The organism is Pseudomonas sp. p106 (assembly GCF_003936645.1).
Taxonomy (GTDB): Bacteria; Pseudomonadota; Gammaproteobacteria; order Pseudomonadales; family Pseudomonadaceae; genus Aquipseudomonas; species Aquipseudomonas putida_E.
In genome coordinates, this window is sequence record NZ_RHQR01000020.1 from 48,588 (window position 1) to 74,385 (window position 25,798).

The window sequence follows — 25,798 nt, forward strand, 5'->3', positions numbered from 1 at the left end:
GACCAGTCATGCCATCGAACTCATTAATCTATTTAGATGCAGCAGCCACTACTCCGTGCGCCGATGATGTCATAAAAGAAATGATCAAATTCAATAAATCTAACTACGGAAATCCCTCCTCCACACACATTTTAGGCAGACTTGCACGGAGCGCCATCCTTGAAAGCGCCTCACATATTTCTGAGCTAATAGGCTGCACATCAGCTGAAATAATTTTCACATCAGGCGCCACAGAAAGCAATAACATCGCGATTCTTGGGAGCGCCCCACCCGACTCAAACAGCAATATAATCATCTGCCCCATTGACCATAAATCCAGCCTTTTAGCCGCCGAAGAATTGGAAAAGCGCAACGTAGAAATACGACGAATGAAAGTCGATTCAAACGGCCGTGTCAATTTACCCCACCTACACAGTCTGCTGGATACCAATACATCACTACTTTCCATATCCTACGTAAACTCTGAAATAGGTACATTTCAAAACCTTGTAGAAATAAAAAAGGCATTAGAAAAATCAAATGCATTGTTCCATATCGATGCCGCTCAAGCTCTCGGCAAACTTCCTATAAACGTGAAACAACTTGGCGTGGATTGCGCTTCGATTTCAGCCCATAAAATTGAAGGCCCCAAGGGCATAGGCGCGCTCTATGTTTCTTCATCTTGTATGTCTCGTTTGCGCCCTCTAACATTTGGCGGCGGTCAATCTTCACTCCGCAGTGGAACACTTCCCACTCAACTGATCGCCGGATTCGGTGCTGCGGCACGCCGATTAAAGAGCAAGGATTACCCTGCCTCATGGGCTGCAGCGAAACAACTGAGAGATGCAATCCTTGAAACACTAAACAAGCATCAGATCTCTTACGTAATTAACTCTCCAGACAACGTATCAACACCTCACATCTTGAATATTTCCCTTCCCGCGATCCGCTCAGAAACCTTGATCAGCTGCTTGAGAAACGTCTGCATCTCTTCCGGCTCCGCCTGCAACTCTAACAATCTTGCCCCCTCTTACGTCATCACTGGCATTGGGCACGACGCAATAAGAGCCAATAGCGCGATCCGCTTTTCCTTTACCAGCGACATGGATATCAAAACCGTTCGAAAAGGCGCAGAGTCGCTTTCACAAACAGTGCTGCAGCTTACCCAGCTAAACAATAGGAACAAATGAAATGAATGAGTATATCGCAATTATAACGGGCGGAGACTCCTCGGAGCGGGAGGTCTCTCTTCAAACTTCCCAAGCTGTCTCACAATCGTTAGAAATTTCTCAAATCCGCCATGAGATCTTCACCATATCGGACTATAGAGAATTGCTTCGTTTAGACCTTGCCAAATTTACTAGAGTCTTCTTGGCGCTTCATGGCGGCTTCGGCGAAAACGGGATGGCACAAGCATATTTAGAAGGGCAAGGCATCCCATATAATGGGCCCTCCCCACAAACCAGCGCAATTTGCATGAACAAGCTTCTAACAAAACATATTGCAATGGGTCTAGGAATCAATGTCGCAAACTATCTCTATTCGAGGAGGGGTGACGACCTCTGTGTTGAGAAAATCAATGAGCAACTAGGGACACCCTGTATTGTCAAACCGAACCGTGAGGGATGTAGCTTCGGCGTATCGCTGGTCCGCGATCTCGAAACAGACCTCCAGGATGCGATCAACGCAGCAGCACAATTCCACACCGGAGTTTTAGTAGAAGAATTCATAAGTGGGCCGGAGCTATCTGTGTGCTATTTCAACAAAGCCACGCTACCTATCTATTCACTTGCATTCGAAAGTGAATTCTTCTCTTATGAAGCAAAATTCATATCCAGCAAGACGACTGCCACCCTCACCACCTTGGGCAGGACTACCCACCAACAACTCAACAACTATTGCTTTGCTATCGCCGAGGCACTTGAGCTTGATTACTTTCGGGCAGACTTCATCATCCACAACACCGAGCCATACCTTATTGAACTCAACACGCTCCCCGGACTGACAAGCCACAGTCTTTTTCCTAAGGCATGCCAGCAGCATGGCATCGAATTTGATAAATTAGTACTTCTCTTAAATAACTTGGAACCTAGCCAATACTGCTGACCTGAGGCCAAGAAAACTTCGTCCCGTCGGCTCCGCGGTGTTGTTGGTGATCTTTTCAGGTGGGAATCTATTAATCATGTGGTTGAGATTAAGCGCCGCGCAGGCGGCGTTCGATCTCGACAACCTCAAAACTCAACGGCGTACAGTCCCCGCCATCAGCTATCACGCCGCAAATCCGGCGGTATCGGCAGATCTTCCTTCAACGGCTCCGGCCGCTTGCCCTTGCCGGACCGGTACTGACGGATCTGGAACACATACGCCAGCACCTGCGCCACCGCGAGGTACAACCCTGCTGGAATCTCCTGCTCGACTTCGGTGGAGTAGTAGATCGCACGCGCCAGCGCAGGCGACTCTAGAATCTGCACCTTGTGCTCGACCCCGATCTCGCGAATTTTCAAGGCAATGAAATCCGTACCCTTGGCCAGCAGCAGCGGTGCCACCCCACCCTTCTCGGGGTCATACTGCAGCGCCACGGCATAGTGGGTCGGGTTGGTGATGATCACATCCGCATCGGGTACGGCAGCCATCATGCGCCGCTGCGACACCTCGCGCTGCAACTGGCGAATCCGTTGCTTGATCTCAGGCTTGCCTTCGCTGTCCTTGTACTCGTCCTTGACCTCCTGCTTGGTCATCTTCAGCTTCTTGTGCGTCTGCCAAAGCTGGAACGGCACGTCTGCCGCGGCAATCAGCAACAGCCCCGCCGACATCCACAATGCACTCCACCCCACCACCTGGACGCTATGGATGATCGCCTGGTCCAGCGGCTCGTTGGCGATCGCCAGCAACGCCTGGCGGTCGTTGGCCAGCACCACCAACGCCACCACCAGGATGACGACGAACTTGGCAACGGCCTTGAGCAGCTCGGTCAGCGCATTCATAGAGAACATGCGCTTGATCCCCGCCAGCGGGTTCATGCGGCTGAATTTTGGCTGCAGCAGGCTGCCGGAGAACAGAAAGCCGCCCAACGCGATGGGCGCAATGAATGCCACCACGAACAGCAAGATCAGCACCGGCTGCACTGCCCAGATCGCCATCTTGCCCGAGGCCAGCAAGAAGGCGCCCATGGCACCCTCGTCGACGATCACTTCACGGGTCAGGCTGAAGTTGAGGCGCATCATTTCCAGCAGCGTCTCGGCCAGGTGCCCACCGAACGCCAGCAAACCGCCGGCACCCGCCAGGGTCACCGCCACCGTGTTCAGCTCCTTGGACCGGGCGATCTCACCTTTTTCGCGCGCGTCGCGCTTGCGTTTGTCGGTGGGGTCTTCTGTCTTGTCCTGACCACTCTCGCTCTCAGCCATGCTCAGCGCGCCCTCGCCAGTTCACGCAGCCATTGCAGCGCTTCGCTGGCCAATGCCTGGTAGTGGGAAAGAACATCGGCCAGGCCCACCCAGAAGATGCCCATACCCAGCACCAGTGTCAGCGGGAAACCGATAGAGAAGATGTTCAACTGCGGCGCGGCGCGGGTCATCACGCCAAAGGCGATGTTCACCACCAGTAGCGCAGCGATTGCCGGCAGGATCAGTAGCAGACCGGCACCAAATACCCAGCTAAGGCGCCCGGCCATCTCCCAGAAGTGGTTGACCACCAGCGCATTGCCCACCGGCAAGGTGGTAAAGCTTTCGGTCAGCACCTCGAACACGACCAGATGGCCGTTCATCACCAGGAACAGCACGCTCACCAGCATGGTCATGAACTGGCTGACCACCGCCACGTTTACGCCGTTGGCCGGGTCGACCATCGATGCGAAGGCCATACCCATCTGTATCGCGATGATCTGCCCGGCGATGACGAACGCCTGGAACAGCAACTGCAACGAAAAACCGAACAACGCCCCGACGATGATCTGCTCACCGCACAACAACAGGCCGCGCAAGCTCAGCGGGTCGAATTCAGGCAACGGCGGTAACGCTGGCACGATCACCACGGTAATGGCCACTGCCGCGTACAGGCGAATGCGCGCCGGCAGCATGCGGGTACCGAAGATAGGCATGGTCATCAGCACCGCGGTCACCCGGAACAGCGGCAGGATGAAGGTGGCGACCCAGGTGCCGATCTGTGCGTCGGTCAGCTCCAGCATGGCCGCCTCAACCGATCAGCTGCGGGATGCTGGTGTACAGGCCCGTGATGTATTCCATGAACTTCTGCGTCAGCCACGGCCCGGCGACGATCAGTGTCACCAGCATCACCAGCAGGCGCGGCAGGAAGCTCAGGGTCTGCTCGTTGATCTGCGTGGCGGCCTGGAACATCGCCACCACCAGGCCGACCAGCAGGCTCGGCACCACCAGGATGGCCACCATCAGCGTGGTCAGCCACAGGGCGTCGCGGAACAGGTCGACGGCAACTTCAGGGGTCATGCAAGGCTCTCCTTGACGGCGTCAGACGCCGCCGAAACTGCCGGCCAGGGTGCCCATGATCAGCGCCCAGCCATCGACCAGAACGAACAGCATGATCTTGAACGGCAGCGAGATGATCAACGGCGACAGCATCATCATACCCATGGCCATCAGCACGCTGGCGACCACCATGTCAATGATCAGGAACGGGATGAAGATCATGAAACCGATCTGGAACGCCGTCTTGAGCTCCGAGGTGACGAACGCTGGCACCAGGATGGTCAGCGGTACCTGATCAGGCCCGGCGATATCGGTGCGCTTGGACAGGCGCATGAACAGGTCCAGGTCGCTCTGCCGGGTCTGCGCCAGCATGAAGTCCTTGAGCGGCCCCTGGGCCTTGTCGATCGCCTGCTGGGCGGTCATCTGCTCCTTCAGGTACGGCTGCAGTGCATCCTGGTTCACCCGGTCGAACACCGGGGCCATGATGAACATCGTCAGGAACAGCGCCATGCCGGTCAGCACCTGGTTCGACGGTGTCTGCTGCAAGCCCAGGGCCTGGCGCAGGATCGAGAAGACGATGATGATTCGGGTGAAGCTGGTCATCAGGATGACGAACGCAGGTATGAAACTCAGCGCCGTCATGATCAACAGGATCTGCAGGCTGACCGAATATTCCTGCTGCCCGTCCGGGCCGTTGGACAAGGTAATGGCCGGGATCGACAGCGGGTCGGCGGCCAGGGCCAGCGGCGCGGCCAACAGCAGCGCCAGCATCAACAACAGGCCCGACAGGGTACGTAGCGCGCCGCTCATCACTTCTTGTCCTTATGATCCTTGCCCATCAGCTCCATAAGGCGCTGGGCAAACTCCGGCGTCGCCTGGCGGGCGCTGGCAGGCACTTCCACGGGCTCGGCCAGCACATGCAAGGCCTCGATGCTGCCTGGGGTATGGCCGATGAGGATCTGCTCCTTGCCGACCTGCACCAGCAACAGCCGGTCACGCGGGCCGATGGCGCGGCTGCCGATCACTTCGATCACCTGGCCACCCTTGGGTGCCGCGCCCTGCATACGGCGCAGCAACCAGGCCAGGAAGAAGATCAGGCCCACCACCAGCAGCAAGCCCAGCACCATTTGCGCCAGCTGCCCACCCAGGCTGCCGGGCGCCGCAGCTGGCGGCGTGGCCACCACGGCCGGCGCGGCAGCGGCGATCACCACTTCGCTGGCGAGCAGCGCGGCAAGGGCCGTGACGGCCCGTATCGTGCCCTTCACTCAGCGCAGCTTCTTGATACGTTCGCTGGGGCTGATCACGTCAGTCAGGCGGATGCCGAACTTCTCGTTGACCACAACCACTTCGCCGTGGGCGATCAGGGTGCCGTTGACCAGCACATCCAGCGGCTCGCCGGCCAGGCGGTCGAGCTCGATCACCGAGCCCTGGTTGAGCTGCAGCAGGTTGCGGATGTTGATTTCGGTGCTGCCCACTTCCATGGAGATGTTCACCGGGATGTCCAGGATCACGTCCAGGTTCGGGCCTTCCAGGCTGACGTTTTCTTTCGGCCGTGGCGAGCTTGCGAACTCTTCCATCGGCAACCGGCCGGCACCGGCGCTACCGCCGTCGCCACCGAGCAGCGCGTCGATGTCAGCCTGGCCGGCATCACCGGTTTCTTCCAGCGCCGCCGCCCATTCATCGGCCAGGGCCTGGTCTTCCGGGGAGGTGATCTCGTTTTCGTTAGCCATGATGTCCTCGACAGGCATTCAATTCGTAGTGAGCGACCGGCACGCCGTCAGCGGCGTTCGATCGGGTCGATGATCTGCAGCGCCAGGTTGCCCTTGTGCGAACCCAGGCGCGCCTTGAACGACGGTACGCCATTGGCACGCAGCACAAGGTGCTCCGGCAGCTCCACCGGGATCACGTCACCCGGTTGCATGTGCAGCACATCGCGCAATTTGAGTTGGCGGCGGGCAACCGTGGCACTGAGCGGTACGGAAACGTCCAGCACGTCCTCGCGCAGGGCCTTCACCCAGCGCTCGTCCTGGTCGTCCAGGTCGGACTGGAAACCGGCATCGAGCATTTCGCGCACCGGCTCGATCATCGAGTAGGGCATGGTCACGTGCAGGTCGCCGCCGCCACCGTCCAGTTCGATATGGAAGGTCGACACCACCACTGCTTCGCTCGGCCCGACGATGTTGGCCATGGCCGGGTTGACTTCGGAGTTCATGTACTCGAAGTTGACCGGCATGATCGCCTGCCAGGCTTCCTTGAGGTCGATGAAGCACTGGTCCAGCACCATGCGCACAACCCGCAGCTCAGTGGGGGTGAACTCGCGGCCTTCGATCTTGGCGTGACGACCGTCACCACCGAAGAAGTTGTCCACCAGTTTGAACACCAGCTTGGCATCCAGAATGAACAGCGAAGTGCCGCGCAGCGGCTTGATCTTGACCAGGTTGAGGCTTGTCGGCACATACAGCGAATGCACGTACTCGCCGAACTTCATCACCTGCACACCCCCAACCGCCACGTCGGCGGAGCGGCGCAGGAGATTGAACATGCTGATACGGGTGTAACGGGCGAAACGTTCGTTGATCATTTCGAGGGTCGGCATGCGCCCCCGCACGATCCGATCCTGGCTGGTCAGGTCGTAGCTTTTGATGCTGCCAGGCTCGGCAGCGCTCTCGGTCTGTACCAGCCCATCATCGACGCCATGCAACAGGGCGTCGATCTCATCCTGGGACAGCAGGTCCTGTACGGCCATTGCGGACTCCTACTGCAATACGAAATTGGTGAACAGCAGCTGGTCTATCACCGGCTTGCCGACTTCCTTTTGCGCCACTTCCTGAACCACTGCGGTGGCTTTCTGGCGCAGCATCTCCTGGCCCACGGAGCTGGCGGCCAAGGTGTCGAAGCCCTGCCCGGAGAACATCATCACCAGGTTGTTGCGGATCACCGGCATATGCACCTTGAGGGCATCAAGGTCGGCCTGGTTGCGGCCCTGCAGGGTGATGCTCACCTGCATATAGCGCTGGCGGCCGTTCTGGTTGAAGTTGACCACGAAGGCTGGCGCCAGGGGCTCGTAGATCGCCGCCGGCTTGACACTGGCCGCTGCCGGGTCGGCCGCGGGTGCCGACTCGCTCTTGTGCATGAAGAACCAGGTCGCGCCTACCGACAGGCCGACCGCCAGCAGAAGGGCCAGCACCAACAGCAGGATCAGCTTGAGTTTGCCTTTAGTGGCGGGGTCTTTCACTGCGTCGCTCTTCGCCATGCCAATAATCCGTCGTCCATCGGGGTTTCAAATGAGGATGACGTGGCTTGAGCAAGTGTTATGCCAGATTGGGAATTTTTGCCTGTACCGGCCCTATCGCCTGCGAAAGGGCCATCAGCAACTCACGCGTAGAAATCGACCGCACTGTCGCCAACGACCACCTGCTGCTCCACCGGCCGTGAGGCATCGGCAAGCTCACCCTGCTCGGTACCACCGCCATCCTGCGCCCGCCGTGCGGCAACGCCGGACAGCTGTGAACCGTCCTGCTGGGCTTGCTGTTGCTGCCCGCGCGACTGGTCAGCCACGTTGACGTCCGGCTGCGCCAGCCCCTGCTGGGCAAACAGTTCACGCAGGCGATGCACCTGGCTGTCCAGCGCATCACGCACGCCCGCGTGGCCGCTGATGAAGGTCACCTGGGTGGCCTGGTCGGCCGCCACGTTGACGCGGATATCCAGGCGGCCAAGCTCGGCCGGCTCCAACTGGATGTCCGCCGACTTCAGGTTTTGGCTGGACAGGTACATGACGCGGTTGACCAAACCTTCGGCCCAGGCGTTCTGGTTCATCGGCAACGGCTGATGCAGCGGATTGCCGGTCACCGGTACGGCATTGGCCGTCTTGGCCGTGGCAGCCTGGGTCAGGCTCGCCAAGCGGTTGGCGAAATCGTCGATTCGGGTGTCAGTGGAGGCGCTCTTGGTGTCTTTGAGGCCATCTTCGAGCAACGCACCAAACGCCTTGTCCCCGCTCTCCGATTGCCCTGCCTCAGCCTCGACCTTGTCCATCAAGGTCGCCAAGGGATTGACGGCTGGCTGACCATCCTCGGCGCCGGCCTGGGAAGGATCGGTGGCGTGGGCCGAGGTCGTGCCCTTGGCCTGGGCAGTTTGCTCCAGCGCCAGGCGCAGGGTCGGCAAGTTGGCCAATGGGTCGGCATCAGGGTCGAAGGCCTGCGCTGCCGGATCCTCGGGCAGCTCTTCGGTTGTCGGGGCTTGCGGTAACTGGACCGCTGCCTGAAGCACCGGCGCCACGGCTTCAGCCTGGGCTTGCAGCAACTGCGCCCCCGGCTGCGCATCGGTCACCTGGCCCGCCACCAGGCTGGCGTCCAGCGAGGTCGATTCACTGCCAGGTGCGCTATCGGCACCGGCTTGTGCCTGATCGTCAGCTGGCAACTTATTGCCGTCATCGGCAACCGCCGGTTTGTCGGCAGCCTCTTTCTTGCCGCCTTGGGCGACCTCGGGTTTGTCTTTGGACTTGGCCTGGGCAACCTTGTCATCGCGTACCGGCGCTTTGTCATTGCCCTGCTTGGCCATGACCTGATCGAAGCCGCTGCCCTGCCCGCCCGAGGCCTGCAGCGGCTTGTCCACCTGCGAGGCACCCGCACGCGACGGCTTGCTCAGCGTACTGGTTTGCAACAAAGGATTAGGTGCGACAGGCATTGAAGGGTCTCCGCGCCAGAAACAAAGGTATCGTTCAGGCACATACAGGCAAAAGTCGAGCCAACTGGCCGATCAGCCTGCGGAAACCCGCTTGCGCTCGCCCTGATAGAAACGCTGCACCTCAAGATATTCCTGGTCGATGCGGTTGATCAGCTCTTCTATGCCATGCAGCGAGCGCTGCTTGACCCGCTCCTCCAGTTGATGGCAAAGCTGCGCCAGCCCGACCGCACCCATGTTGCTGCTGCTGCCCTTGAAACTGTGCGCAGCCACGCCCAGCTCATCGGCGTTCCTGGCGCCATGAAGTTCGTCAAGACGCCGCCCGGAATCTTCCAGAAAGGTTTCCAGCAGTTGCAGGTAGCCATCTTCCATGACCTCCTGCAGCTCACTGAGCACCCTGTGATCAATATGCATGTCAGTCACTTGCTCACTCCTTGATCAAGCAGAATTATGCCTCAAGCGCCAAACAGCTCACCAATCGAACTGCACCCATGCGCAACGGCCACCGTCCCGCCACCCGGCACTACTACCAAGGCGCCGTACCAGGTGCAACCCTCGACCACTCAATCCATGCTCACGGGAAGGACGCGCCAGCACCCGCTGCACATCGAACCCAGCACCACTGTCACGAACTTCGATCATCAGACGACCGCCTGCAGCCATCGGTTCCACCTTCAGATCGATGCGCACGCTGCCCTCGGTCAACACACCGAGCCTGCGGGTGCGTTCCTGATAATAGTCGGCAAACCCATGCACATCGCGCTTGAGCCGCGAATCCAGGCCCAGCACACCGTGCTCCAGCGCATTGGAATACAGCTCGCTTAGCACGCTGTGCAGGGCGCCGGTGCGGGGCCGCAAACCGTGGATTTCCTGCAGCAACTGCACAAGGTACGGCACCGGGTTGAAACGTTTGAGGCTCTCACCGCGCAACTCGAAGCCCAGCGACCAGTCCAGCGGGCTGGAGCGCCCACTATCAGAATAGATGGTTGGGGCCGGCACCCGCTCCTGCGCAGTGAACATGCGGATATCGCACAGGCTGATGTCATCTCTGGGGCACCCGCCGAAGCGCTCCAGCGCCTCCATCACCTCGTCGAAAAGCCGTGCCGGGTCACGATTGGCCGCCAGCACCGCACGCAAGCGCTCGACACCGAACAACGTCTGCGCCTCGTCGGCTGTATCCACAACGCCATCGGACAGCAGTAGCAGCCGCTCCCCCGGCGCCAGCGGCAACACCTCGGTACTGTCATCGAAGCGCTCCGGCGCCAGGATGCCCAGCGGAAGGTGGCGCGAACCCAGCATGGAAAGCACCTCACCGCCGGCCGACAGCCGGTAACCATCCGGCATGCCACCGTTCCAGACCTCCACCGAGCCGCGCTGCACGCTCAGGCTGAGGAGCTGTGCGCAACAGAACATGTCTACCGGCAGGATGCGCTTGAGCTTGGCGTTCATCTCGCGCAGCATCTGCGCCAGGCCGTAGCCCTTGGCAGTCATGCCGTAGAACACTTCTGCCAGGGGCATGGCACCGACTGCGGCGGGTAGCCCATGCCCGGTAAAGTCACCCAGCAGCACATGCATGTCGCCGGATGGAGTGAACGCGGCCAGCAGCAAGTCGCCGTTGAATAACGCGTAAGGCGACTGCAGGTACCGAATGTTCGGCGCCGTGATGCAGCCAGAATGGGCAACCTTGTCGAACACTGCCTTGGCCACCCGCTGCTCGTTGAGCAGGTGATGGTGATGCCGGGTGATCAGGTCACGCTGCTCCAGCACCGTGGCCTGCAACCTGCGCAGGCGGTCCATGGCGCGGATCTTGGCACCAAGGATCACCGCACTGTAGGGCTTGGCCATGAAGTCGTCACCACCGGCCTCCAGGCAGCGCACCAAGGCCTTTTCCTCGTTGAGCGAGGTAAGAAAGATGATCGGTACCAGGGCCTCGCCGGCCAGTGCCTTGATCTGCCGCGCAGCTTCGAAACCGTCCATGACCGGCATCAGGGCATCGAGCAAAACCAGCTGCGGGCGCTTTTCGGCAAACAGCTCAACGGCCTGCTGGCCGTTTTCGGCGGTATACACGTGATGCCCCTGGCGCCGGACGATTTGGGCCAGCAACAGCCTATCCGTGGCCCCGTCTTCGGCCACCAGCACAGTCAACGGCTGTTCGGCCGGCGTCATGACGCTCAACTGATAGCGAACAGTTTGTCGAAATTGGAGATGGCAAGGATCTTGCGCACATCTGAACTGGCATGCACCACGCGCACGTCCGATTCATCGCCACCGGCGTGATCGCGCAGCAGCAGCAACATGCCGAGGGCGGAGCTGTCCAGGTAAGTGGTGTCTTTGAGGTCGACCACCACCGAGTCCGGGCGCTTGGGCTGGCGCTCGTAGGCATCGCGAAACTCCTGATGCTTACCGAAATCGAAGCGGCCTTTGATCTTGATCGTCAGCTTTTTCTCGTCCTGCGAAAAATCAGTCTCGACTGCCATGCTAGCGATTCCTTCGATGATGGCGAATGCAACAGTTCAAGGTTTAGCAGGCGGGGGGCAGAGCTGCAAGCTGCAAGCTGCAAGCTAGATGTGGCCTTGCCTTGGCAACCGCTGTGATAATTCATCCAGCAAGCGCTGCTCGCGTTTGTCCTCGGCCCGCCGCGCCTCTTCCAGGTAACGCTGCACCAGTTTGCGCAGGCCCTCTACCCGGGCATAGGCTTGCTGCCAGGTGCCCCTGGCGTTCTTCAGGTTGCTCTGGTGCCATGTCAGGCTCTGGCGCTGCTGGGTCATGGCCGTTTCAAGCTGCCCCAGAAAGCGCTGGTAGTTGACCAGCCAACTGCCATTGACGCCTTGGCCACCGCGGTCGATCCATTGCGCCTGGTAGCCCTCACGAAACGACTCGAGTTCGGCCAGCTTGGCCTGGGCCTGAGCCACCAACTGCTGAAAGTGCCCCAGCCGCTGGGCTGCCTTGCGTTCGGCCTCCTCGGCCATCTGCACCACTGGCGCCAGGCGCGCGGCACGGCTTGGCGTACTCATGGCCTATCAACCGTTCGCCGGAGGCGTGAAGATCGCCCCCAACTGCTGTCGGCTCTGGTCCATACCGACATTTTCATCCAGCCCCTGGCGCAGGAAGTCCACCAGTTTTGGCTGCAGGGCAATGGCCAGATCGGTTTCCGGATCGCCGCCTGCCACATAGGCGCCAACACTGATCAGGTCGCGGCTTTGCGACAGGCGTGACCACAGCTGCTTGAATTTTTGCGCCTGGCGCAGGTGATTGGCATCGACCACCTGGGGCATTACCCGGCTGATCGAGGCTTCGATGTCGATAGCGGGGTAATGGCCTTCCTCGGCCAGCCGCCGGGACAAGACGAAGTGGCCATCGAGCACGCCCCGCGCCGAGTCGGCAATCGGATCCTGCTGGTCGTCACCTTCGGACAATACGGTATAAAAGGCCGTGATCGAGCCACCACCCGGCTCACCGTTACCGGCGCGCTCCACCAGCTTGGGGAGCTTGGCGAACACTGATGGCGGATAACCACGGGTAGCGGGCGGCTCGCCGATTGCCAAGGCAATTTCACGCTGGGCCTGGGCAAAACGGGTCAGCGAATCCATCAGCAACAGGACGTTCTTGCCTTTGTCGCGGAAGTACTCGGCAATGCGCGTGCAATACATGGCCGCGCGCAAACGCATCAACGGCGCGTCGTCGGCCGGGGATGCGACCACCACCGATCGCTTGAGCCCCTCTTCACCCAGAATATGCTCGATGAACTCCTTCACCTCGCGGCCCCGCTCGCCAATCAGGCCAACCACGATGATTTCGGCTTCGGTGAAGCGAGTCATCATGCCGAGCAACACCGACTTACCGACACCGGTACCGGCGAACAGGCCCAGGCGCTGGCCCCGGCCGACGGTGAGCAGGCCGTTGATGCTGCGAATGCCCACGTCCAGTGGCTGGCTGATAGGGTCGCGGTTGAGCGGGTTGATGATCGGGCCGTCCATCGGCACCCAATCCTCGGCCTTCATCCCGCCCTTGCCGTCCAGGGCGCGACCGGCGCCATCGAGCACCCGGCCGAGCATACTCATGCCCATGGGCAAACGGCCGCTGTCGTCCAGTGGCACCACCCGCGCCCCGGGCGCGATACCGGCGATGCTGCCGACCGGCATGAGGAAGATCTTGCTGCCAGCAAAGCCCATGACTTCGGCTTCGACCTGCACCGGGTGGTACGAGTCGTCATTGATCACCAGGCAGCGTGCGCCCACTGCGGCGCGCAGCCCCTCGGCCTCCAGGGTAAGGCCGACCATGCGCAGCAGGCGGCCTTCGACCACCGGCTGCACGGGCAGCTTGATCGCCTCGGCGTAGCTACCCAGGCGTTTGCCGAAGCTGGTGCGGTCAAGGCGCATCGTTGGCGCCCAACTCGATCGATACATCCGGCGCCGCCGGGTGCAGGGACTGGTCGTGCAACTGGTCGAACAGCTGGGCCACGGCCTTTTCGATACGGGTTTCCATGGTCGCGTCGATGCGGCTGTGCGCGGTCTCGATGCGGCACCCCCCGGGTAACAGGGCGTCATCCTCAAGCAGCTTCCAGCTCTCCTCATGGCGTTCGCGCAGGGCCTTGGCCAGCTCGAAATCCTGGGGATTGAGGTGAATGCGGATATTGTCCGCCCCCATGGGCAGCAGCTTCAACGCTTCACGCAGTACTTGGGTGATCTGACTGGAGTCGCTGCGCAGTTCGCGACCGATCACCTGGCGCGCCATGTGCGCCACAAGGTGAACGAGGGTCTTCTCGATCTGTGTGTCCTGTTCGGCGATAGGCTCGAGCAGGTGTGCCATCAGTTGTTCCAGGTCAGCCAGCCGGGCATTGAGCGCCTCCTCAGCCTCCTGTCGCACCTTCAACTGGGTGCTGTGAAAGCCCTCGCGCTCGCCGGTGGCAAAACCTTCGTTGTAGGCCTCCTGCCGGATCGCTTCGAGCTCTTCAAGGGTCAGTGGCTGGACTTCCTCCAGCGGCACTTCCTCGACCTCTTCCTCGATGATTTCGGGTTCCGGTTCCGGCTCCGGTTCCGGCTCAGGGTCGAAGCTGGGCAGTGCCCACACATCGACGCCTTCCAGGTCACGTGCACGAATCAGGTCGCTGGGGTGAGTTTCTTTGCTGGACATTGGCATGCCTGGTGTTGAAAGCGGGATGAGCTGCAAGCTGTTAGCTGCAAGCTGCAAGAAGAAGCAGGCTGTGCAGCGTCTGGCTTTCCCTTGTAGCTTGCAGCTTGTGGCTTGCCGCTTAAATCATTTCCTCGGCGCCCTTGCCGCCGAGCACGATCTCGCCGGCCTCGGCCATGCGTCGGGCAATGGTGAGGATTTCCTTCTGCGCCGTTTCCACGTCGCTGACGCGCACCGGGCCCTTGGCCTCGAGGTCGTCGCGCAGCAGTTCCGAAGCACGCTTGGACATGTTCTTGAAAATCTTGTCCTTGACCCGCTCGTCGGCACCTTTGAGCGACACCACCAGCACATCGGAGGACACTTCGCGCAGCAGCGCCTGGATGCCACGGTCGTCGACATCGGCCAGGTTGTTGAAGACGAACATCAGGTCTTCGATCTGCTCCGACAGGTCGTTGTCGACCTCGCGGATCGAGTCCATCAGCGCACCTTCCACAGAGCTGTCGAGGAAGTTCATGATGTCGGCGGCGCGCTTGATGCCACCCAGGGTGGTGCGTGCGGCATTGGAGTTCCCCGAGAACTGCTTCTCGAGAATCTGGTTCAGTTCCTTGAGCGCGGCAGGCTGAACGGTGTTGAGCGACGACACGCGCAGGATGATGTCCAGGCGCACCTTGTGGTCGAAGTTGCTCAGCACTTCGCCAGCCTGATCGGGGTCGAGGTAGGCGACCACGATGGCCTGGATCTGCGGGTGCTCGAAGCGGATCACATCCGCCACCGCCCGTGGTTCCATCCACTTGAGGCTGTCCAGGCCGCTGGTGTTGCCGCCCAGCAGGATGCGGTCGATCAGGCCGTTGGCCTTGTCCTCGCCCAGGGCCTGGTTGAGCATCTTGCGGATATAACCGTCGGAACCTACGCCCAGGCTGGTCTGGTCGCCGACGATCTCGACGAACTCGCTCATCACCTGCTGGACCTGCTCGCGGTGCACGTTGCCCATCTGAGCCATGGCCACACCGACCCGCTGCACTTCTTTGGGACCCATGTGCCGCAGTACCTGGGCGGCATCGGTCTCACCCAGCGAGAGCAAAAGGATTGCCGCCTTGTCGGTGCGGCTCAGCTTGGCGGTAACGGCTCGGTTATCACTCATCGGCGTTGATCCACTCTTTCACGACCTGGGCGACACGGCCCGGGTCTTCGGCCACCAGGCCTTTGATTGCGTTGAGCTGTGCCTCGTAACCCTCGCTCGGGCTTGGCAACAGAATGCTTGTCGGGCCACCCAGGCTGACGCGGTCGTTGGCCAGTTCGCCATCCAGACCGATCATGCCGCCCAGCTCCATGTCGCTGTCCGTTGCAGCAGCCTGCTTGCCGCCGCCAGTGATGTTGTTGAGTACCGGGCGCAGCACGCCGAACACCAGTACCAGGATGAACACCACGCCCATCACCTGCTTGACGATGTCCCAGAACCAAGGCTGCTGGTAAAACGCGATGTCGGCGATTTCTTCGCCCCGGTCGGCGGCGAACGGCACGTTGATCACCGTCACGCTGTCGCCACGGCTGGCATCGAAGCCAACGGCGTCCTGTACCAGGCGGGTGAAGCGCGCCAGGTCTTCGGCGCCCCACGGCGCGCGGGTGGTCTCGCCGGCGGCGTCGACCTTGACCTGGTCATCGACCACTACCGCCACCGACAGACGGGTCAGGCGACCCTGCTGCTGGCGGGTGTGGCTGATCGAGCGGTCCAATTCGAAGTTCTTGGTGGTCTGCAGACGCTTGTCGGCCGGGTATGGCGCGAGCATTGGCTGGCCGGTGGCCGGGTCCATGATCTGCTGGCCATTGGCATCCACCAGCGGCTGGCCAGGCTGGATGGCACCGGCAGCAGGGGCTGCGGCGGTGGCGTTTTCAGGCGCTGCGGCACCTGCCGGCGGCTGGTTGCTCAGCGCGCCCGGCACACCTTGCGGCCCCGAACTGCTGGCGCGCTGCTCGTTGACCGACTGCTCGCTGCGCAGCGCCGGCTGGTCCGGGTTGAACTGCTCGGAAGTGGACTCCACCGCACTGAAGTCAAGGTCGGCCGACACCTCGGCCTTGTAACGGTCGTTACCCAAGACGGGTTGCAGGATGTTGTGCACACGCTGGGTGAGCATGCCTTCCATGCGGCGGCTGTAGTCGAACTGCTTGCCAGCCATGGTCAACGCCGTGTCCTGCAACTGGTCGGAGAGCAGGTTGCCCTTCTGGTCGACCACGGTGACCTGCGACTTGTCCAGCTCGGGCACGCTGGTGGCGACCAGGTTGACGATCGCCATCACCTGGCCGGCTTCCAGCGAACGGCCCGGGTACAGTTCGACCAGGACCGAGGCGCTTGGCTTGCGCTCATCGCGCACGAACACCGAGCTTTTCGGGATCGCCAGGTGCACGCGCGCCGCCTTGACGTTGTTCAGGCTGGAGACCGTACGGGCCAACTCGCCTTCCAGGCTGCGACGGTAACGGGTAGCTTCCATGAACTGGCTGGTACCCAGGCCCTGCTCTTTGTCGAGCAGTTCGAAGCCAACATTGCCGTCGCTTGGCGCAACGCCGGCGGCTGCCAGTTTCAGGCGCGCACGGGAGAGGTCGTCGGCCTTGACCAGCAGAGCACCGGAATTGGGCTCGACATTGTAGGGGATGTCTGCAGCGGCCAGGGTATCCATGACCTGCTTGGTGTCCATGCCCGCCAGGCTGCCATACAGCGGGCGGTAGTCCGGCTGTTGCGACCACAGCACCACGGCGAAGCCGATCGCCACGCTCGCCGCCAACCCGACCAGCAGGCCGACCTGACGCAGCATGGGCATCTGCGAGATGTTTTCCAGAAACGCCATGCCGAACAGCGGCGGTTTGGACGCTGGCGGGCCACTTTTGGCGGGGGCGTTATCGACGACTGCTTCAGCCATGACTTACTTCCGTCCTCAAACCGGCATCTGCATGATGTCCTGGTACGCCTGGACCAGCTTGTTGCGTACCTGGGTCAGCGCTTGCATGGAAACGCTGGCTTTCTGCGAGGCGATCATCACGTCGGTCAGGTCGACACCACTCTTGCCGATCTCGAAAGCATTGGCGAGCTGGGTCGACGCCTGCTGGGTCTGGTGCACTTTGCCGATGGCCTGGCCGAGCATGTCAGCGAAGCTGCTCTGGCCTTCTGCCAATTCGGGGGCGGCAGTGGCTTTTGGCAGCGACATGGCATCGGCCTGCATGGCACGCATGTCCAGCATCAGACGATTGAATTCAACACCTTGGCTCATGAACTTCTCTCTCCGGCGGCCGCATTTTTTTGACACTCATGCGGCGGATAGCCTCTCTAAGCAACAACAGTGCCAGCCTTTGAAAGCTTCAAGCTTCAAGCCAGGCTGCGGTGCTCTTGCGCTTGCTTGTAGCTTGTAGCTCACCCGTACAGGCTGGCTTCCACGTCGAGCCCGGCATCGCGCATTTGTGCCAGCTTGTAGCGCAGGGTACGCGGGCTGATGCCAAGCCGCTCGGCAGCCTCCTTGCGGCGACCGCGCTCGGCGCGCAAGGTGTCGATGATCATCTGGAACTCATGGCGGCGCATGTCATCGCCCAGGCCACCGGCCTCACCTGCCGGCTCGACCGCCACGGGCAACGCCGCGGCTGGTGCAACCGCCGACAAGGGAATGGCGCCGGCCAGACAAAAATCCGCCGCCTCGATCACCCCGCCCTGCTGCAGGATCAGCGCCCGCTGCAAAGCGTTGTCCAGCTCACGCACATTGCCTGGCCAGGCATGGGCCTGCAGGCAGGCCTGCGCCGCAGCAGACAGGCGCACCGGCGCATGCTTCATCTTCGCCACATGCCGCGCCAGCAAGCGCTCGGCCAGCGGCAGGATGTCACCGGCACGCTCACGCAGCGGCTGCCAGGCCAACGGGAACACCGACAGGCGATAGAACAGGTCTTCGCGGAACCGCCCGGCCGCCACTTCACCGGCCATGTCGCGATTGCTGGTTGCCAGCACGCGGATGTCCAGGGCAATCGGCTTGCGCCCCCCTACCCGCTCGACCTCACGTTCCTGCAAGACACGCAACAGCTTGGCCTGCAGGCCCAGAGGCATTTCGGAAATCTCGTCGAGCAGCAAGGTGCCACCCTCGGCCTGCTCGAATTTGCCGGCCTGCGCCGCAATGGCGCCGGTGAAGGCTCCTTTCTCGTGACCGAACAAGGTCGCCTCGAGCATGTTGTCCGGGATGGCCGCGCAGTTGATCGCGACAAATGGCTGCGCTGCACGCGGCGACTGTTGGTGAATGTACCGCGCAAGCACTTCCTTGCCGGTGCCCGACTCACCCGAGATGAGTACGGTCGAATCGCTGCGGGCCACACGCGCAGCAAGCTCCAGCAATTGGCGGCTGGCAGGCTCGCTGGCCACCGGCCCTTCGTCCTCGACCGCGCTCAGGCGCCCGGCGGCATGGCGCTCGACCAGGCTCAGCAGCGCCTTGGGCTCGAAGGGTTTGACCAGGTAATCCACAGCGCCCTGGCGCATCGCCTCGACAGCGCGCTCCACGGCAGCGTGAGCGGTCATCAGCAGCACCGGCAATTGCGGGTGCTGGCGGCGCAGGTGCGCCAGCAACTGATGCCCATCCATTCCCGGCATGTTCACATCACTAATGACCAGGCTGTACGCGTCGCTTTTCACTGCCTCCAGCGCTTCTTCCGCGCTGCCGACAGCGCGATAGGCAAAACCGCCGATCTCCAGGGTATCGCCAAGTGCCTGGCGCAACGCGCGGTCATCCTCGACCAGCAGCACCTTGATGAGCATCATGCGACCTCCGCAGGCTGCCCGCCGATCAACGGCAACTCCACCCTGACGCAGGTGCCACGCCCTACCCTGGAGCGCAGCTGCAACTTGCCGTGGTGCGCCCGCACCACGGCCATGACCACCGCCAAGCCGAGCCCGGTGCCGGTAGCTTTGGTGGTCAGGAACGGCTCACCCAGCCGACCCAACAGGTCGGCATCGATGCCGCTGCCGGCATCGCTGACGCACAGGTGCAGGGTGTGCGCGCGCCGATACAGGTGCACTTTGAGCCGCGCAGCGCCAACGCTTGCCTGCAGGGCATTCTCGATCAGGTTGAGCATGGCACCGACCAGGGTGTCGCGATTGCACAGCAACTCACCCAGGTGGCTGTCGCACTGCCAACGCACGGCATGGCCCTGGACATGAGGCTGGGCAGCCTGCTGCAAGGCCTGGAACAGGCCCTTTGGGCTCAACCGGTCACCCAGTGGCAGCTCGCCGCGGGCGAACACCAGCATGTCGCGCACCTGGTGCTCCAATTCGTGCAGACGTTCCTTGAGGCTGCCGGCGAAACGCCGGCGGGTCTCTGGCGCAAGCTCACGCTCGTCTTGCGCCAGGTGGCTGGCATAGAGCATGGCTGCCGACAGCGGCGTGCGTATCTGATGGGCCAGCGAAGCAACCATGCGCCCCAGCGACGACAGGCGCTCATGGCGTGCCAACTGGTCTTGCAGGCGACGGGTTTCGGTCAGGTCATTGAGCAGCACCAGCTGGCCTGGCTCGGCATCCAGCGAACGCGTGGCAATGGACAGGCGACGGCCATCGCGCAGTGACACCTCATGCCCGTCATCCTTGCGCGGGGCGAAGCTGCGGGCGATCACCTGGCGCCACAACTGGCCGAGCAAGGGTTCACCCAACAGCTCACAGGCCGCCGGATTGGCTTCGCGCACCAGGCCCTGGTCATCGATGACGATCACCCCGCCGGGCAGCAGGGCCAGCAGGTTCTGCAAGCGATTGGCCAGGCGCTCTTTCTCGTTCAGCTCGGCCATGCGCTGGGCGCCGACCACCGCCAACTCGCCTTTGAGTTCGCTGACGCGGGCCTCGAGCATGCTGTAGGACTGGTTGAGCTGGGTGGAGACCTGGTCGAACAGGGCGAACGCCTGCTCAAGCCCCTGTCGACTCTCCTGTTCGACGGGGGTAGGCCCCTGCGGATCAGGGACTCGGGAAACATGGGCGGCCTGGGGCATCGTGCTCTCTCGCGTGGCTGACCGTCATAAAAACGGTGTGATGCCAGCGGTGTAGCAATAGCCGTGCCGGGGATGGGGGTTTGTGCTGCCTGCTCGGGCCCTATCGCCGGCAAGCCGGCTCCCACCACGACCGCGCTGCTCTTCAGGTTTGCGCTTTACCTGTGCAAGCAAAATTTCTTAAAGCCGGCGCAAATCCATGTGGGCTTGCCGGCGATTGTGGCGGTACAGGCGAAGTCAATCTTCAGCCTGCTCCTCACCGCCCTGGCGGCTCATGCCGTACTTGCGCATCTTCTCCACCAAGGTGGTACGCCGAATACGCAAACGTTCAGCCGCCCGCGCCACGATACCGTTGGCGTCGTCCAGCGCCTGCTGGATCAGCCCCTGCTCCAGGCTGCCCAGGTAATCCTTCAGGTCCAGGCCCTCAGGCGGCAGCATGGCATGGTTGGCAAAGCTCGGCGCGTGGCCGTTGATCGCCACGCGCTCTTCGAGGTCGCTGCGCAGGCTGTCGACCAACTGCTCGTCTTCATCGTCGATGTAGCGGAATTTCTTCGGCAGCTCCGACACACCAATCACCCCGTACGGGTGCATGATCGCCATGCGCTCGACCAGGTTGGCCAGCTCGCGCACGTTGCCCGGCCAGCCATGCCGGCACAGCGACATGATCGAAGCAGAGTTGAAGCGTATCGAGCCGCGCTTCTCATGCTCCATGCGCGAAATCAGCTCGTTCATCAGCAGCGGAATGTCTTCCACACGCTCACGCAACGGCGCCATCTCGATCGGGAACACGTTGAGGCGGTAGTACAGGTCTTCGCGGAAGGTCCCACCCTCGATCATGGTCTCGAGGTTCTTGTGGGTCGCGGCGATGATGCGCACGTCAATGCTCTGGGTCTTGTTGCTGCCCACCCGCTCGAAAGTACGCTCCTGCAGCACACGCAGCAGCTTGACCTGCATCGGCAGCGGCATGTCGCCGATCTCGTCAAGGAACAGGGTGCCGCCATTGGCCAGCTCGAAACGCCCGGCACGGCTGGTGATGGCGCCGGTGAACGCACCCTTCTCGTGGCCGAACAGTTCGCTTTCCAGCAACTCGGCCGGGATCGCCCCGCAATTGACCGGCACGAACGGCGCTTCGCGGCGCTTGGAGTGGTAATGCAGGTTGCGCGCGACCACCTCCTTGCCAGTACCGGACTCACCAAGAATGAGCACGCTGGCGTCGGTATCGGCGACCTGCTGCATCATCTGCCGAACATGCTGGATGGCGCGGCTGGTGCCCACCAGGCTGCGGAACAGGTTGGGCTCGCGCTGACGGCCACGCTCACGGGCCTGGTCGTACATCTCGCGATAGACCTGGGCACGGTGCAGGGAGTCGAGCAGCTGGCTGTAGCTGGGCGGCATCTCAAGGTTGGCCAGCACGCGACGGCGAAGCTCTTCGGGGAAATCCGCAGAAGAAATTTCGCCGATCAGCAATACGGGAAGGAACTCATCCCACCCGGCCACTGTCTTAAGCAACCCAAGCACATTGCCTGGAGCATTCACGGTTCCGATGAGCACGCAGAGCACTTCACGGCTGGAAGACAATGCCCCCACCACCTGCTGCCAATCATGGCTGGAGCAGGGCAGGTTTTCTTCGCCGAGGAAGTTCAGAACCACCGCCAGATCGCGGCGGCGGGCGCTGTCGTCATCGATCAGGAGAATCTTGGTTTCACGCCACATGCAATAGCAACTTCCCTAGTCATATCGGCGCCCGAGGGCGTGCTCGACATCATTCAGACTGAATGGTCAGTGTTCGGACGTCTGAAATTCGAAAACAGCCACTAGTAAAGTCAAAAAAAAGCATGCAGTCAAATTAATGGCGCATGGCTTTTAGGACATCTGTGGTCAAGTGAACAGATGGTATACCTTAGCGGCGTTTTTCGCCTGACGGATTTGCACCATCTCGTCGACTATCGATTGACGCTCACCGCTTGCAACTTCAATTAACTTCCCGTAGACCGCTAGCAGGCCCTCAAGGCTCGAGCGTACCGCGTCTTCATTGCTGAGCGCCTCAGCCAGAACGTCCTCGACACAAAGACGGCACTTCAGGTCAAGCTCACCTACCGCATCCCAGTCACGGCTGGCCAATGCGGCAAGCAACTCGCTGCGAGTCCGCTCGATACCCTCGATCACCTTGCTCATAAAACCTCCCGGCTCAGGGGACCATCGACTGTGGGCCGATCGCGTCCCAGCCTTCCTTGACAGTGCTCAGCAAGTCCCTGACCTCGTCCAGGATCGCCGGATCGTTCTGGATATTGGCCTCACTCAGACGACGAGTCATGTACAGGTAGAGGCTGTCGAGACGATTGAGCTCGTCAGTCATGTTGTCACGGTCCAGACCTTCGCGCAGGCCGCCAATGATGCCAATAGCCTTGCCTATCGCGATGCCCTTGCCGGCGATGTCCTTGCGCTGCATCGCGCCACTGGCCTGGGCAATGCGGTCCAGGCCACCCTCCATCAGCATTTGCACCAAACGATGCGGGCTCGCTTCAGAGGTCTGCGCCTGGGCGCCAATCTTCTGGTACTGCCGAAGGGCTAACATTGGATTCATGGGGTACCTCGTCACCACGGGGTTGCTGTATGACCGGGCTATCGGCGCGGCGTCAAAAAACTTTAGGGAGAATACAAAAAAGCCCGACCAAGCGTCACGCTTCGTCGGGCTTTTGGCGTTTGTTTACCGTGCCTACATCGTAACACGCGCGCGGCGCCATACAGTGTGACGCCGCGACCTTGCCATGAAGCCTCAGGCAGATCAGGAGTTCTTCTGTTGCGCTGCCATTGCTTCAAAAATGGAAACGACGCTGTCGCGCTGAGCATTGAGCTGCCCAACCAGGGTGTCCATGGTGTTGTACTTCTTGGTCAGCGACGCTTCCAGGTCCTTGATGCGGGCATCCAGAGAGCTTTGCTCCATGCTCAGGCTTTTCTTGGCAACCTCAAGCGACTTGTTGCGCTCATCCAGCACACCACCGGACGCAGAGAATGGCTCCATGGTCTTGACCATGCGATCGAGCAGGCCGCCGTCACCATTGAACAGGTTCTGCACCTCGCCACCAAGCTTCTGATCATTGATCGCCTTGGTGAACTTGGTGCTGTCGAACTCCAGCAGGCCGCTACTCTGAGCGGTATTGATCCCCAACTGCGAAAGTACCGTCAATTGCCCCGAACCACCGGTACCGGAGACCACCAGCTCATTACGCATGGCCGACAGCATGCTGCGCACTGCCGGGTCACCCGACAGAGCCGGAGTGTTCCAGCTGCCGTCTGCCGCCTTGGTCGACACACTCACACTGTTTATCGTATTCACCAACGCGTTATAGGCATCGACGAACGACTGCACCGACTTTTTCAGGCCCTCAGTGTTGGCAGCCACGGTGACGCTGACCGGGCTGAGCGTTTCGGTCTTGGACAGCAGTTCGAACGTCATGCCACTGATCGCGTTATCGACCTTGTTCGATTTGCTGGTGAGCTTCATGCCATCGATATCGAACTCGGCATCTTTTGCGAGTTCGCCGATACGGCCAGCACCGCCCGCATCGGCCATCTGCGTTGCTGGGTCGATGGTCAGGTCAGCGATCCCCGAAGTAGAGATGTCCGAACCTTCGCCCATGGTTTCGGAGCTCAACACCAACCGCGAACCGGTACCGTCGTTAACGATGTTGGCGGTGAAGCCCTTGCCGCTCGCCTGGGCGTTGATCGCATCACGCGCCTGCTGCAGCGTAGCGTTGGCCGGAATGGTCACATCGAAGTCGACGCTATTCTGGGTGATGGTCAACGTGCCACCACTGGCGGAAACAACCGAGCTGCTGTCGGTGAAACGCTGACTGGCTACGCGCGACGCCGTGGCCAGCTGGGTAACCTGGATCGAATAGCTGCCGTTGACTGCCGCACTGCCTGCCGTGGCCTTGACGTACTTGTCGTTGGAGGAGGCTGCCGTCGACCCGAGAAACGCAGGGTTGGCACTGTCGTTAAGCTTCTCCAGCGCCGTCTTGTAGGCGGTCAACGCACTTTTGAGGCTACCCACCGCCGAAATCGATGCGGTGTTCGCCGACGTGCGGCGGTCGAGCTGGCTCTGCTTGGGAGTCTTTTCGGCATCAACCAGGGCCTTCACAATGGCCGAGGTATCGAGACCGGAACCCAGCCCCAAACTCGGTAGAATTGGACTTGCCATTACATCCTCCTTTCTGGTTAACGCCCAAACGCAGAGTTGCCTGATCAGCGCCGGTGCAACAATTCAAATGACCGGCCGGCTGTCAGACTTTCTCATCGAAGAGCAAACTATTGACATCTTGCAGGCTTCGGGCCAGCTCCAGCGCTGTTTCCGACGGGATCTGACGGATCACCTCACCGCTATCGCGGGCAACGACCTTGACGATCCACCTGCCGGTGGAATCATCCACCGAAAACTCCAGGTTGCGCTGCAACGACTGGACAAAATCTTGAATTTCCTTGACGGCCGATTGTAACTCGGCCTCGCTCTTGGGAGCGTCTTGCTGCAATGTCTTGCGCAGCTGACCTGAAACCTTGTCAGCAGCTGTATTGTGCTCGGTGTTGCCAACCAGCGACGACACCGGATACGACGGGCTTGACTTGACGCTTATGTCCATCGCACATCACCTTTAAAAAGTAAAAAGCGAGAGAGCGCATGAGCACTCCCTCGCCGAACTTCATCGCGCTATTACTGAAGCAGTTTCAGTACGGCGGATGGCAGCTGGTTAGCCTGAGCCAGAACAGAGGTCGAAGCTTGCTGCAGGGTCTGCTGCTTGGTCAGCTGAGCGGTTTCTGCGGCGAAGTCGGTGTCCTGAACTCGGCCCATGGCGGCAGCCGAGTTTTCGTTCATGCTTTGCAGGTTGTTGATGGTCGACTGGAAGCGGTTCTGGATAGCACCCAGGTCCGACTTCTTGGTGTCAACGGTCTGCAGAGCAGCGTCGATCGCGGTAATGGCGGCGTCGACGGAGGTGTGAACGGCGGAGTCGGAAGTACCCGAGATCGCCAGGGTGCCAGTGCCGACAGCCAGGGTCGAAGCAGCGAACGAGGAAGTCATCGAAACGCTCAGGATCTGGCTGGTACCAGTCATCGCGCCAACCTGGAACTCCATGGTGCCAGCGGTGCCGTTCAGCAGTTGCTTGCTGGTACCGAAGGTGGTGGAGGTCGCGATACGAGTGATCTCGTCGGACTTGGCCGCGAATTCTTTGTTCAGAGCAGCGCGTTCAGTGGTGCCGTTGGAGTCGTTACGTGCCTGCAGAGCCAGTTCACGCATACGCTGCAGGATGTTGGTGATTTCCGACAGCGCGCCTTCAGCGGTCTGGGTGATCGAGTTACCGTCGTTGGCGTTCTTGATGGCAACGGTGGTACCGGTAACCATGGTCTGCAGCTTGTTGGCGATCTGCTGACCAGCAGCATCGTCTTTAGCGCTGTTGATACGCAGGCCGGAAGACAGGCGAGTCATCGAAGTGCTCAGCGCGTCGGAAGCTTTGTTCAGGTTCTTCTGCACGCCCAGCGAAGTGGTGTTGGTGTTTACGGTTAAAGCCATGACGAATTCCTCGTTG

The 25,798-nt window shown here is 60.9% G+C and carries 28 protein-coding genes; 2 read left to right on the plus strand and 26 right to left on the minus strand.

Going from position 1 to position 25,798, the window contains the following annotated elements; all coding sequences use genetic code 11:
- The first annotated feature begins 8 nt into the window (after positions 1-8).
- Together EGJ09_RS21485 and EGJ09_RS21490 are read left to right on the plus strand one after the other, a co-directional pair.
- Entirely contained in the window at positions 9-1,169 is a 1,161-nt protein-coding gene (locus EGJ09_RS21485; protein ID WP_012315506.1) for a cysteine desulfurase family protein, read from the plus strand.
- Between the two features lies 1 nt (position 1,170).
- Entirely contained in the window at positions 1,171-2,085 is a 915-nt protein-coding gene (locus EGJ09_RS21490) for a D-alanine--D-alanine ligase (protein ID WP_125924732.1), read from the plus strand.
- Positions 2,086-2,240: 155 nt separating this feature from the next.
- Here the strand turns inward: EGJ09_RS21490 and flhB are convergent, their stop codons facing one another.
- The 26 genes from flhB to EGJ09_RS21620 all read right to left on the minus strand — a co-directional run bounded on the left by flhB (position 2,241) and on the right by EGJ09_RS21620 (position 25,782).
- Complete coding sequence (flhB, locus tag EGJ09_RS21495; RefSeq protein ID WP_125924733.1) at positions 2,241-3,383, minus strand: flagellar biosynthesis protein FlhB; 1,143 nt, start codon at positions 3,381-3,383, stop codon at positions 2,241-2,243.
- A gap of 2 nt (positions 3,384-3,385) precedes the next feature.
- Positions 3,386-4,162, minus strand: coding sequence for a flagellar biosynthetic protein FliR (gene fliR, locus EGJ09_RS21500; RefSeq protein ID WP_012315509.1), 777 nt, complete (start codon positions 4,160-4,162; stop codon positions 3,386-3,388).
- Positions 4,163-4,169: 7 nt separating this feature from the next.
- Complete coding sequence (gene fliQ, locus EGJ09_RS21505; RefSeq protein WP_012315510.1) at positions 4,170-4,439, minus strand: flagellar biosynthesis protein FliQ; 270 nt, start codon at positions 4,437-4,439, stop codon at positions 4,170-4,172.
- 21 nt (positions 4,440-4,460) lie between these two features.
- Positions 4,461-5,228 carry a flagellar type III secretion system pore protein FliP gene (gene fliP / locus EGJ09_RS21510; protein ID WP_012315511.1) on the minus strand — a complete coding sequence of 256 codons (768 nt, stop codon included), beginning with the start codon at positions 5,226-5,228 and terminating at the stop codon, positions 4,461-4,463.
- On the minus strand, positions 5,228-5,683 hold the full coding sequence (fliO, locus tag EGJ09_RS21515) for a flagellar biosynthetic protein FliO (protein ID WP_046785348.1): 456 nt from the start codon (positions 5,681-5,683) through the stop codon (positions 5,228-5,230). Before fliO ends, fliP begins: the two co-directional genes overlap by 1 nt.
- A complete protein-coding gene (gene fliN, locus EGJ09_RS21520) occupies positions 5,684-6,148 on the minus strand; it encodes a flagellar motor switch protein FliN (RefSeq protein WP_012315513.1) in 465 nt (154 codons plus the stop codon).
- A gap of 47 nt (positions 6,149-6,195) precedes the next feature.
- A complete protein-coding gene (gene fliM / locus EGJ09_RS21525; protein WP_012315514.1) occupies positions 6,196-7,164 on the minus strand; it encodes a flagellar motor switch protein FliM in 969 nt (322 codons plus the stop codon).
- A 9-nt stretch (positions 7,165-7,173) separates the two neighbouring features.
- Positions 7,174-7,671 (minus strand): flagellar basal body-associated protein FliL, encoded by a 498-nt coding sequence (gene fliL / locus EGJ09_RS21530; RefSeq protein ID WP_125924734.1) that lies wholly within the window; start codon positions 7,669-7,671, stop codon positions 7,174-7,176.
- 122 nt (positions 7,672-7,793) lie between these two features.
- Entirely contained in the window at positions 7,794-9,101 is a 1,308-nt protein-coding gene (locus tag EGJ09_RS21535) for a flagellar hook-length control protein FliK (protein WP_125924735.1), read from the minus strand.
- 72 nt (positions 9,102-9,173) lie between these two features.
- Positions 9,174-9,512, minus strand: a complete 339-nt coding sequence (locus EGJ09_RS21540; protein WP_115275502.1) for an Hpt domain-containing protein — start codon at positions 9,510-9,512, stop codon at positions 9,174-9,176.
- 57 nt (positions 9,513-9,569) lie between these two features.
- On the minus strand, positions 9,570-11,264 hold the full coding sequence (locus EGJ09_RS21545) for a fused response regulator/phosphatase (protein WP_125924736.1): 1,695 nt from the start codon (positions 11,262-11,264) through the stop codon (positions 9,570-9,572).
- 5 nt (positions 11,265-11,269) lie between these two features.
- Positions 11,270-11,575 (minus strand): STAS domain-containing protein, encoded by a 306-nt coding sequence (locus EGJ09_RS21550; RefSeq protein WP_012315519.1) that lies wholly within the window; start codon positions 11,573-11,575, stop codon positions 11,270-11,272.
- Between the two features lie 84 nt (positions 11,576-11,659).
- Positions 11,660-12,112: a flagellar export protein FliJ gene (gene fliJ / locus EGJ09_RS21555; RefSeq protein WP_119687540.1), complete on the minus strand. Its 453-nt coding sequence runs from the start codon at positions 12,110-12,112 to the stop codon at positions 11,660-11,662.
- Between the two features lie 6 nt (positions 12,113-12,118).
- Positions 12,119-13,477, minus strand: coding sequence for a flagellar protein export ATPase FliI (gene fliI, locus EGJ09_RS21560; RefSeq protein WP_125924737.1), 1,359 nt, complete (start codon positions 13,475-13,477; stop codon positions 12,119-12,121).
- Positions 13,467-14,231, minus strand: a complete 765-nt coding sequence (gene fliH / locus EGJ09_RS21565; RefSeq protein WP_012315522.1) for a flagellar assembly protein FliH — start codon at positions 14,229-14,231, stop codon at positions 13,467-13,469. The genes fliI and fliH overlap by 11 nt, the downstream gene beginning before the upstream one ends.
- A gap of 118 nt (positions 14,232-14,349) precedes the next feature.
- Positions 14,350-15,369 carry a flagellar motor switch protein FliG gene (fliG, locus tag EGJ09_RS21570; protein ID WP_012315523.1) on the minus strand — a complete coding sequence of 340 codons (1,020 nt, stop codon included), beginning with the start codon at positions 15,367-15,369 and terminating at the stop codon, positions 14,350-14,352.
- A complete protein-coding gene (gene fliF / locus EGJ09_RS21575; protein ID WP_115274182.1) occupies positions 15,362-17,140 on the minus strand; it encodes a flagellar basal-body MS-ring/collar protein FliF in 1,779 nt (592 codons plus the stop codon). Before fliF ends, fliG begins: the two co-directional genes overlap by 8 nt.
- Positions 17,141-17,155: 15 nt before the next feature.
- The gene (gene fliE, locus EGJ09_RS21580; protein ID WP_012315525.1) at positions 17,156-17,488 is read right to left on the minus strand and encodes a flagellar hook-basal body complex protein FliE; all 333 of its coding nucleotides are present in this window, start codon (positions 17,486-17,488) and stop codon (positions 17,156-17,158) included.
- 140 nt (positions 17,489-17,628) lie between these two features.
- On the minus strand, positions 17,629-19,005 hold the full coding sequence (locus EGJ09_RS21585) for a sigma-54 dependent transcriptional regulator (RefSeq protein WP_119689076.1): 1,377 nt from the start codon (positions 19,003-19,005) through the stop codon (positions 17,629-17,631).
- On the minus strand, positions 19,005-20,222 hold the full coding sequence (locus tag EGJ09_RS21590) for a PAS domain-containing sensor histidine kinase (protein ID WP_046785355.1): 1,218 nt from the start codon (positions 20,220-20,222) through the stop codon (positions 19,005-19,007). Before EGJ09_RS21590 ends, EGJ09_RS21585 begins: the two co-directional genes overlap by 1 nt.
- A 234-nt stretch (positions 20,223-20,456) precedes the next feature.
- On the minus strand, positions 20,457-21,932 hold the full coding sequence (gene fleQ, locus EGJ09_RS21595) for a transcriptional regulator FleQ (protein WP_125924738.1): 1,476 nt from the start codon (positions 21,930-21,932) through the stop codon (positions 20,457-20,459).
- A 165-nt stretch (positions 21,933-22,097) separates the two neighbouring features.
- Entirely contained in the window at positions 22,098-22,394 is a 297-nt protein-coding gene (locus EGJ09_RS21600; RefSeq protein ID WP_119687542.1) for a flagellar protein FliT, read from the minus strand.
- 13 nt (positions 22,395-22,407) lie between these two features.
- A complete protein-coding gene (gene fliS, locus EGJ09_RS21605) occupies positions 22,408-22,803 on the minus strand; it encodes a flagellar export chaperone FliS (RefSeq protein ID WP_039603508.1) in 396 nt (131 codons plus the stop codon).
- A 201-nt stretch (positions 22,804-23,004) separates the two neighbouring features.
- Positions 23,005-24,420 (minus strand): flagellar filament capping protein FliD, encoded by a 1,416-nt coding sequence (gene fliD / locus EGJ09_RS21610; RefSeq protein WP_119687543.1) that lies wholly within the window; start codon positions 24,418-24,420, stop codon positions 23,005-23,007.
- An 82-nt stretch (positions 24,421-24,502) separates the two neighbouring features.
- A complete protein-coding gene (locus EGJ09_RS21615) occupies positions 24,503-24,856 on the minus strand; it encodes a flagellar protein FlaG (protein ID WP_119687544.1) in 354 nt (117 codons plus the stop codon).
- A 71-nt stretch (positions 24,857-24,927) separates the two neighbouring features.
- Entirely contained in the window at positions 24,928-25,782 is an 855-nt protein-coding gene (locus EGJ09_RS21620) for a flagellin domain-containing protein (RefSeq protein WP_012315533.1), read from the minus strand.
- Between the last annotated feature and the right edge of the window lie 16 nt (positions 25,783-25,798).